Genomic DNA, 8,959 nt, shown 5'->3' on the forward strand with positions numbered 1-8,959 from the left:
TGGGTTGGACATCTTTTCCAATTACCTAGGCCTTGTACATCAAGATTCGGTTTTTCCTAATGACAATTCCACGGACGGGCGGCTGCGCCTCGCTGCTGCGCGCTTTTGCTGCGATGGCGCTTATAACGGGATTCGCGGCCTGTGCGACACCCGGTCCGGGCGAGTCGCCCGATGGCATCTTCGATCCGCAAGAACCTGCCAACCGCCGCGTCCACTCGTTTAACAAGAAAATCTATTCCGGCCTTTCCGGTAAAGGCGACGGCGGAATGATTTCGTCGCTTCCGCAGCCGGTTAAATCCGGCGTGGTCAATTTCTCTGACACGGTCGCTTTGCCGCAGACCGTCGTGAACCAGATTCTGCAAGGCAGATTGCTGCGCGCCTCGCGAAACACTCTTCGCTTTTCCGTGAACGCGACGCTGGGGATCGCCGGGCTGATGGATGTCGCCAGCCCCATGGGCCTGCCCGAAGATCGCAGCAATTTTGGCGAAACACTGTTTGTTTGGGGCTTTCCCGAGGGCGCCTACATGGAGCTTCCGGTGCTCGGCCCCTCGACCGAGCGCGAGACGGTTGGCCTCTTCGTCGACTTTTTCACCGACCCGTTTGCCTATGTGCTTCCCTCGCCGCAACGCTATGTTCGCTACGGCGCCCGTCTGGGTGAGCTGGCGATCAAGCGCAGCGACTATGGCGACGCGATCGACGCGGTTCTGACCGGCAGTGCCGACAGCTACGCGCAGGCCCGGGTGATTTGGCTCGAGAAACGCCGTCACGAACTGGGCGACGACAGCATTGAGGGCGCGGGGTTCATCGACCCCGAAGCCTTGGATACGGAGGGATTTTGATGAGTTATTTCGCGAGCCGCCGCAGCTTCCTCAGCCATGGGCTGGCGTTCTCAGGGTTGGCGCTCTCGGGGCTGGCGCTGCTGCCCGGCGCGGCGCTGGCGGCCAGCGCGGCGCAGGCCGAGCAATTGGTGCAGGGGCTGGTCGGCGACGTGAACGCGGTGATCGCCTCGGGCGCCTCCGAGTCGGCGATGATCGCGCAGTTCGAACGCATCTTCGTGCGCTATGGCGACATGCCCTATATCGCGGCCTATGTGATGGGCGCCGACGGGCGGCGCGCCACCGGGGCGCAGAAGAAAGCCTTCACCGCGGCGTTCCAAGGCTATGCCGCGCGCAAATACGGCAAGCAGTTCCGCCAGTTCGTCGGCAGCGAGATCACCGTCTCCGGGACGCAGAAGGTCAAGAACGCCTATCAGGTGGCCACCGTCGCCAAGCTGCGCGGGCAATCGCCCTTCGAGGTGACCTTCTTCGTCGGCGAGAAATCCGGGCGGTTCTACAATATGTACGTCGAGGGGGTGAACATGCTGCTCACCGAACGGACCGAGATCGGCGCCATGCTTGACCGGCGGCGGGGCGATATCGACGCGATGATCGCCGACCTGCGCAAGGCGGGCTGAGCGCCTCAGCGGCGCTTGCGGGTGCTTAGCGGCAGCGGTCTGGCGAAGGTCAGCCGCTGCGCTCCGCCGCGAAACTCCGGCATGCGCAGCAGCAGCCGGATCGCCGCGATCAGCGCTGGCCGCTGCGCCTGCGGCGCGCCGAGCAGCGAGACCCGCAGCCGCCCATCCTGAGAGATCAGCGAGACGCTGCCGCCGGGCGGGCCGATGGTATCCGGATCGGTGCCATCGCAGAGACGGGCGGCAGCGCCCCGTTCCATCGGCTCGAAACCTTCGAATTCGACGCGGTCCACATGCATTTCTTGCATCCTTCTAAAGGTCGGTCTGTCACTGGGCGGTCCCCGGGCGGTCTTTTGTCGCGCAGTGTCATGCTCTGGCCGCGACCATGCGGCAAATATGTTAAACATCGGTGTCAGGCCGTTGCAGGGGGGGCGAGGGGCGCACCCCGGCGTTTTTTCCATGCCGATGTTCTTGAACCGTTCATGCGCTGCGCCCATCTCTACTCCGAGGCCCGATACCGCTCCGTGCTGCCTGGCAGGCGGGGCAAATCCCAGACGGGCGCTTGTGGAAGGAGAGACGTGATGAACTTGGAGAAGTTCACTGAAAGGTCGCGTGGGTTCATTCAAGCCGCGCAGACCATCGCTATGCGGGAAGGCCATCAGCGGCTGGTTCCCGAACACCTGCTGAAGGCCCTGATGGACGATGACCAGGGGCTGGCCAGCAACCTGATCACCCGGGCCGGCGGTGCGCCGCAGCGGGTGGTGGAAACCCTCGATCAGAAACTCGCGAAACAGCCGAAGGTCTCGGGCGACGCCGGTCAGGTGTATCTCGACTCGGCCACCGGGCGCGTGCTCGACGAGGCCGAGAAGATCGCGAAGAAGGCGGGCGACAGCTTTGTTCCCGTCGAGCGTGTCCTCATGGCCCTCGCCATCGAGCGCAGCGGCGCCAAGGAGGCGCTGGAGGCTGGCGCGGTCACGCCGCAGAAGCTGAACGAGGCGATCAACGACATTCGCAAGGGCCGCACGGCGGACAGCGCCAATGCCGAAGAGGGTTATGACGCCCTCAAGAAGTATGCGCGCGACCTGACCGAAGCCGCCGAACAGGGCAAGATCGACCCGATCATTGGCCGTGACGACGAGATCCGCCGCTCGATGCAGGTGCTCTCGCGCCGGACCAAGAACAACCCTGTGCTGATCGGTGAGCCCGGCGTGGGTAAAACCGCGATTGCCGAAGGCCTTGCGCTGCGCATCGTCAATGGCGACGTGCCCGAAAGCCTGCGCAACAAGCGGCTGATGGCGCTCGACATGGGCGCGCTGATCGCCGGTGCGAAGTACCGCGGCGAATTCGAAGAGCGGCTGAAGGCCATCCTGAAGGAGATCGAGACCGCCGCTGGCGAGATCATCCTCTTCATCGACGAGATGCACACGCTTGTCGGCGCGGGCAAGGCAGATGGGGCGATGGATGCCTCGAACCTGCTGAAACCGGCACTGGCGCGCGGCGAGTTGCACTGCGTCGGCGCCACCACGCTCGACGAGTACCGCAAGCACGTGGAAAAAGACCCGGCCCTCGCACGGCGCTTCCAGCCGGTGATGGTGCAGGAGCCCACGGTCGAGGATACGATCTCGATCCTGCGCGGCATCAAGGAGAAATACGAACTGCACCACGGCGTGCGGATCTCGGACTCTGCGCTTGTGGCCGCGGCGACGCTCTCGCACCGTTACATCACCGACCGTTTCCTGCCCGACAAGGCGATCGACCTCATGGATGAGGCCGCTTCCCGCCTGCGCATGGAAGTGGACAGCAAGCCCGAAGAGCTTGACCAGATCGACCGCAACATCCTGCAGATGCAGATCGAGGTCGAGGCGCTGAAGCTCGAGGATGATGCTGCCTCGAAGGACCGGCTCGAAAAGCTCGAGAAGGAACTGGCCGAGCAGGAAGAGCGCTCTGCCGAGATGACCGCCAAATGGCAGGCCGAACGCGACAAGCTGGCCTCGGCGCGGGACATCAAGGAACAGCTCGACCGGCTGCGCGCCGATCTCGAGATCGCCAAACGCGAGGGCAACTTCGCCAAGGCCGGCGAACTGCAGTACGGCAAGATCCCCGAGCTCGAGCAGAAACTCGAGCAGGCCGAGAAGGGCGAAGGCGATGTCATGGTCGAAGAGGCCGTGCGTCCCGAGCAGATCGCCGAGGTGGTCGAGCGCTGGACGGGCATCCCGACCTCGAAAATGCTCGAGGGCGAGCGCGAAAAGCTGCTGCGCATGGAAGATGGTCTGCACAAGCGGGTCATCGGCCAGAACCAGGCGGTGCGCGCCGTGGCCAACGCGGTGCGCCGTGCGCGGGCCGGGCTCAACGACGAGAACCGTCCGCTTGGCTCGTTCCTGTTCCTCGGGCCGACCGGTGTGGGTAAAACCGAGCTGACCAAGGCCGTGGCCGAGTTCCTCTTTGACGACGACAGCGCGATGGTTCGCATCGACATGTCCGAGTTCATGGAGAAACACGCGGTCGCCCGTCTGATCGGCGCGCCTCCGGGCTACGTCGGCTATGACGAGGGCGGTGTGCTGACCGAGGCCGTGCGGCGGCGCCCCTATCAGGTGGTGCTGTTCGACGAGGTCGAGAAGGCGCACCCGGATGTGTTCAACGTGCTGCTGCAGGTGCTCGACGATGGTGTGCTGACCGATGGTCAGGGCCGGACCGTGGACTTCAAGCAGACGCTGATCGTGCTGACGTCCAACCTCGGCTCGCAGGCGCTCAGCCAGCTGCCGGAAGGTGCCGACAGCGGCGCGGCCAAGCGTGACGTGATGGATGCGGTTCGGGCGCACTTCCGCCCCGAGTTCCTCAACCGTCTCGACGAGACGATCATCTTCGATCGGCTCAAGCGCGAGGACATGGACGGCATCGTCGAGATCCAGATTGCGCGGCTGCTCAAGCGTCTGGCGAACCGCAAGGTCACCCTTACGCTCGACGCGGACGCCAAGAAGTGGCTGGCCGAGGAAGGCTACGATCCGGTCTTCGGGGCACGTCCGCTCAAGCGGGTGATCCAGCGCGCTCTGCAGGATCCGCTGGCCGAGATGATCCTCGGCGGCGACATCCACGACGGCGACACGGTGCCGGTGAGCGCCGGGGCCGACGGGCTGATCATCGGCGACAAGATCGGTGCCAGCAACCGGCCGCGTCCCGACGACGCCGTGGTGCACTGAACAGCGCCCTATATATAATGTGAGAAAGGCCCGCCGATCCGGCGGGCCTTTTTCCTGTTCGCGGGGCCGAGCGGGTCATCCCGCCCGGCTCTCCGGTCAGATCACTCGGGCATCAGCACGCCGTCGATGACGTGGATCACGCCGTTCGAGGCTTCGATGTCGGCTTTGGTGACGCTCACGCCGTCTACGGTCACGCCGTCCGAGGTCATGATCTCAAGGCTCTCGCCCTGCACGGTCTCGGCCATCATGCCGTCTTCAAGGTCCGTCGACATCACTTTGCCCGGCACCACGTGGTAGGTGAGGATGTCGGTCAGCTTGTCCTTGTTCTCTTCCATCAGAAGCTCGTCCACGGTGCCCTCGGGCAGCGCGTCAAAGGCTTCGTCGGTGGGGGCGAAGATTGTGAACGGGCCTTCGCCGGTCAGCGTGTCCACAAGGCCAGCCGCCTCGGCTGCGGCCAGAAGGGTCGAGAAGTCGCCGGCTTCCTGCGCGGTCTCGACGATGTTCTTCTCCATGTGGTGATCGGCCAGAGCCGGGCCAGCGATCAGGGCTGCGGTGGCGGTGAGAGCAATGGAAGTCATGCGGATCATTGTGAAGTCCTCCTTCATCAGGTGAATGTGCCAAGGATTACGGGGGCTTCTCGCAGACGGATCAGCCTGAAATCCGCGTGAGCCGGGCTTGCCGGACGACGGGCCGGGGCTATTGCAGCGCCCGAAATCGGGCAAATCCGGGCGATCTGGTCGAGCCTGCGTGAGAACATGTCAGCACCTCGTGAATGATCTGGCGCAGGCCGCCGCGCGATCTCTGCCCAGCTATGGCGCTAACAGCCGGTGCAGACCAAAAACACCGTCGTTCCTGCCTTGCTGTTGCGACATGGGGTTGTAACCATACCAAGCGAGAAACACGGCAATCGCACGAAAACGCAGAGGGAATTCATGGGCGCGGCAATGTATATCCTGCAGGTTCTGGCACTGGTCTTTCTGGTGGCCATCGGTCTTGCAGTGCTGGCGGTGGTCTTGCTCTACCTGATCGACACCACCCAGACCGGCGACGCGATCCGGCGCAACTACCCGGTGATCGGCCGCTTCCGGGGCTGGTTCAGCAAGCTCGGCGAATTCTTCCGCCAGTACTTCTTTGCCATGGACCGCGAGGAGATGCCCTTCAACCGGGCGCAGCGCGACTGGGTCTACCACGCCACCAAGGGCAAGGATAACACCGTCGCCTTCGGCTCCACCCGCAACCTCAACATCCCCGGCACGCCGATCTTCGTGAACGCGGTCTTCCCGCCGCTCGACGATCAGTTCTCGGCGACCGAGCCGATGGTGATCGGCCCGATGGCCAAAGTGCCCTTCGTGGCGCGCTCGATCTTCAACATCTCGGGCATGAGCTATGGCGCGATCTCGCGCCCGGCGGTCGAGGCGCTCAGCCGTGGGGCTGCGGCGGCGGGGGTCTGGCTCAACACCGGCGAGGGCGGGCTCGCTCCGTTCCACGAGCTTGGTGCCTGCGATCTCGTCTATCAGATCGGCACCGCCAAATTTGGCATCCGCGACGAGCACGGCAATATCGACGACGCCAAGCTGGCGGCGGTGGGCGCGCGTCCGCAGGTGAAGATGTTCGAACTGAAACTCGCCCAAGGTGCCAAGCCCGGCAAGGGCGGCATCCTTCCGGGCGAGAAGGTCAACGCGGAAATCGCCGCGATCCGCGGCCTCAAGGTGGGCCAGCCCGGCATCTCGCCGAACCGCCACCGCGAGATCGACACCTTCGAAGATCTGCTCGACATGATCGTCCACATCCGCCGCGTCTCGGGCAAGCCGGTGGGCTTCAAGACGGTGATCGGCTCTTCCGACGAGTGGGAGCGGATGTTCCAACTGATCGTCGAGCGCGGGCCGGAAAGCGCGCCCGACTTCATCACCATCGACGGCGGCGAGGGCGGCACCGGGGCCGCGCCCATGCCGCTTATCGATCTTGTCGGCATGCCGATCCGCGAGGCGCTGCCGCGCATCGTCGATCTGCGCGACCGCTATGGCCTCAAGGAACGCATCCGCATCGTCGCGGCGGGCAAGCTGGTGAACCCGGCGGATGTGGCTTGGGCGATCTGCCTCGGCGCGGATTTCGTCACCTCGGCACGCGGCTTCATGTTCTCCATGGGTTGCATTCAGGCACTGAAGTGCAACCGCAACACCTGCCCGACCGGCATCACCACCCATGATCCGCGACTGCAAAAGGGCCTCGTGGTCGAGGACAAATACATGAAGGTCGCCAATTACGCCAAAGCGGTGATCAAAGAGGTCGAGACCATCGCCCATTCGGTTGGCGTCTCGGAGCCGCGGCAGATGCGCCGCCGCCATGTGCGCATCGTGCAGGCCGACGGCAGCTCGATCCCCTTCTCGAAACTGCGCCCAAGTTACAGAGGAGACACCGCAACGTGAGATCGCTTGGTTTGGTGGATGGGCGGATTGCCGCTACCCTTTCTTAAATCTGTGTGCCCCAATCCCGGTACCAAACCCGTATAAAGGAGAAGGTCCAATGGCGTTCCGCTGGAAAGGCGATCTCAAGGATCATCACGTTACCGACGAGTCGCTCTGGCTGAATCGCCGGCAGATCATCGGTGGGGCAGGGGGGCTGGCGCTGGCCGGTCTCGCGGGCCGCGCCCATGCGGCGGAAGGGCTCGAGCCCAACAGCTGGGAAGAGATCACCAGCTACAACAATTACTATGAGTTCGGCACCGATAAGGGCGACCCCAAGAAATACGCCGATGCGCTGACCACCGAGCCGTGGTCGGTCACCATCGACGGCATGGTCGACAAGCCCGGCACCTACGCGCTCGAAGACATTCTCTCGCAGATGAGTATCGAAGAGCGCATCTACCGCTTCCGCTGTGTCGAGGCGTGGTCGATGGTCGTGCCGTGGAACGGGTTCGAACTGGCCGACCTGCTGAACATGGCTGGCGTGCAATCCGGGGCGAAATACGTTGCCTTCGAGACGGCGCTACGCCCCGACGAGATGCGCGGCGTCTCCTATCCGGTGCTCGACTGGCCCTATGTGGAAGGTCTGCGGCTCGACGAGGCGATGAACCCGCTCACGCTTTTGGCCACCGGCATCTACGGCAAGGACATCCCCAATCAGAACGGCGCGCCGCTGCGGTTGGTGGTGCCGTGGAAATATGGCTTCAAGTCGATCAAGTCGATCGTCCGCGTCACTCTCACCGACAGCGAGCCGCCCACCTCGTGGAACAAGGCCAACGCCCGCGAGTACGGGTTCTACTCCAATGTGAACCCCGAAGTGGATCACCCGCGCTGGTCTCAGGCCACCGAACGCCCCATCGGCGGCGGCTTCTTCGCCAAGCGCCAGCCGACGCTGATGTTCAACGGCTACGGCGAGGAAGTGGCGTCGCTCTATGACGGCATGGATCTGTCGGAGTATTTCTGAGCCATGATCGACTGGATCAATCGCCAGAGCCGCCGGGTGCCGCCATGGCTGCTCTATCTCTTGGCGCCGCTGCCGCCGATCTGGTTCCTCTATCAGGGGTTCACCGGCGCGCTTGGCGTCGAGCCGATCCGCGAGCTGGAGCATAAGCTGGGCGAGCTGGGCCTGCAGATCCTCATCGTCGTGCTGGCGATCACCCCGCTGCGCCGCTTCGCCGGGCTCAATCTGCTGCGGTTCCGCCGGGCGCTGGGGCTGATCTCCTTCTTCTATATCGCGCTGCACCTTTTGGTCTGGCTGGTGCTCGACGTGCAGATCCCCTCGCAGATCTGGGCCGACATCGTGAAGCGCCCCTATATCACCGTCGGCATGCTGGGCTTTGCCCTGATGATCCCGCTGGCGCTGACCTCCAACAACGCTTCGGTCCGAAAGCTTGGCCGCGCGTGGCGCAAGCTCCATTGGCTGACCTACCCGGCGGTGGTTCTGGGGGCGGTGCACTTCGTGCTGCTGCGGAAGGGTTTCCAGATCGAGCCGCTGCTCTATCTCGGCGCGATCCTCCTGCTGCTGGCCCTCCGCCTGAAAAAGCGCAGCTTCGCACGGCTCGGCGCTTTGCGCGCGGAAAGAGGGTAGGGGGCTCACCGGCTCCCCTGCGCGACGCACCTGATGCGCATGGGTTGTGCATACGTTGTGCATGGATTGTGCCTGCGGGAGTCGGCGAGTCTGGGGTGAGTCTGGCGTGACTCGGGTCCGAGTCTGGCCTCGCTTTTCACCTCCTTGTTGATAACTCTGTGGGCGGCGCAATATCTGGTCCCCGAGGTGGTCCGCTCACCCTGCGGCAGCCTACGCCGCGCAGGGGTGCCGCCAAAAAATTCACACTCTAAGTCTCTGTTTT

The 8,959-nt window shown here is 64.0% G+C and carries 8 protein-coding genes; 6 read left to right on the forward strand and 2 right to left on the reverse strand.

All coding sequences use genetic code 11. From position 1 onward, the window contains the following. Positions 1 to 32 precede the first annotated feature (32 nt). Both G0A00_RS07745 and G0A00_RS07750 read left to right on the forward strand, forming a co-directional pair. Positions 33 to 839: a VacJ family lipoprotein gene (locus tag G0A00_RS07745; RefSeq protein ID WP_235952961.1), complete on the forward strand. Its 807-nt coding sequence runs from the start codon at positions 33 to 35 to the stop codon at positions 837 to 839. Beyond that, positions 839 to 1,453, forward strand: coding sequence for a phospholipid-binding protein MlaC (locus G0A00_RS07750; RefSeq protein ID WP_164180178.1), 615 nt, complete (start codon positions 839 to 841; stop codon positions 1,451 to 1,453). The genes G0A00_RS07745 and G0A00_RS07750 overlap by 1 nt, the downstream gene beginning before the upstream one ends. 5 nt (positions 1,454 to 1,458) lie before the next feature. On the opposite strand, the gene G0A00_RS07755 is transcribed toward G0A00_RS07750, so the two are convergent. Next, positions 1,459 to 1,749 carry a hypothetical protein gene (locus G0A00_RS07755; protein WP_164180180.1) on the reverse strand — a complete coding sequence of 97 codons (291 nt, stop codon included), beginning with the start codon at positions 1,747 to 1,749 and terminating at the stop codon, positions 1,459 to 1,461. Positions 1,750 to 2,031: 282 nt separating this feature from the next. Here G0A00_RS07755 and clpB point away from each other — a divergent pair, with 282 nt between their 5' ends. Next, complete coding sequence (clpB, locus tag G0A00_RS07760) at positions 2,032 to 4,647, forward strand: ATP-dependent chaperone ClpB (RefSeq protein WP_164180182.1); 2,616 nt, start codon at positions 2,032 to 2,034, stop codon at positions 4,645 to 4,647. 101 nt (positions 4,648 to 4,748) lie between these two features. Here clpB and G0A00_RS07765 read toward each other — a convergent pair whose 3' ends face one another. Then, positions 4,749 to 5,234 carry a fasciclin domain-containing protein gene (locus tag G0A00_RS07765; protein WP_203595305.1) on the reverse strand — a complete coding sequence of 162 codons (486 nt, stop codon included), beginning with the start codon at positions 5,232 to 5,234 and terminating at the stop codon, positions 4,749 to 4,751. Between the two features lie 345 nt (positions 5,235 to 5,579). Here G0A00_RS07765 and G0A00_RS07770 point away from each other — a divergent pair, with 345 nt between their 5' ends. The 3 genes from G0A00_RS07770 (at position 5,580) to msrQ (ending at position 8,697) form a co-directional block, all read left to right on the forward strand. Next, positions 5,580 to 7,073: an FMN-binding glutamate synthase family protein gene (locus G0A00_RS07770; protein ID WP_164180184.1), complete on the forward strand. Its 1,494-nt coding sequence runs from the start codon at positions 5,580 to 5,582 to the stop codon at positions 7,071 to 7,073. Positions 7,074 to 7,170: 97 nt separating this feature from the next. Continuing rightward, positions 7,171 to 8,073: a protein-methionine-sulfoxide reductase catalytic subunit MsrP gene (gene msrP, locus G0A00_RS07775; protein WP_164180186.1), complete on the forward strand. Its 903-nt coding sequence runs from the start codon at positions 7,171 to 7,173 to the stop codon at positions 8,071 to 8,073. Between the two features lie 3 nt (positions 8,074 to 8,076). Beyond that, on the forward strand, positions 8,077 to 8,697 hold the full coding sequence (gene msrQ, locus G0A00_RS07780) for a protein-methionine-sulfoxide reductase heme-binding subunit MsrQ (protein ID WP_164180188.1): 621 nt from the start codon (positions 8,077 to 8,079) through the stop codon (positions 8,695 to 8,697). Positions 8,698 to 8,959 lie beyond the last annotated feature (262 nt).

The organism is Salipiger sp. PrR002 (genome assembly GCF_010500775.1).
Lineage (GTDB): Bacteria > Pseudomonadota > Alphaproteobacteria > Rhodobacterales > Rhodobacteraceae > Salipiger.

Bases quoted from the DNA above. Each gene is read 5' to 3' on its own strand.
- G0A00_RS07755 (WP_164180180.1), bottom strand. From the start codon at position 1,749: ATGCATGTGGACCGCGTCGAATTCGAAGGTTTCGAGCCGATGGAACGG.
- G0A00_RS07765 (WP_203595305.1), bottom strand. From the start codon at position 5,234: ATGATCCGCATGACTTCCATTGCTCTCACCGCCACCGCAGCCCTGATC.
- msrQ (WP_164180188.1), top strand. From the start codon at position 8,077: ATGATCGACTGGATCAATCGCCAGAGCCGCCGGGTGCCGCCATGGCTG.
- G0A00_RS07750 (WP_164180178.1), top strand. From the start codon at position 839: ATGAGTTATTTCGCGAGCCGCCGCAGCTTCCTCAGCCATGGGCTGGCG.
- clpB (WP_164180182.1), top strand. From the start codon at position 2,032: ATGAACTTGGAGAAGTTCACTGAAAGGTCGCGTGGGTTCATTCAAGCC.
- G0A00_RS07770 (WP_164180184.1), top strand. From the start codon at position 5,580: ATGGGCGCGGCAATGTATATCCTGCAGGTTCTGGCACTGGTCTTTCTG.
- msrP (WP_164180186.1), top strand. From the start codon at position 7,171: ATGGCGTTCCGCTGGAAAGGCGATCTCAAGGATCATCACGTTACCGAC.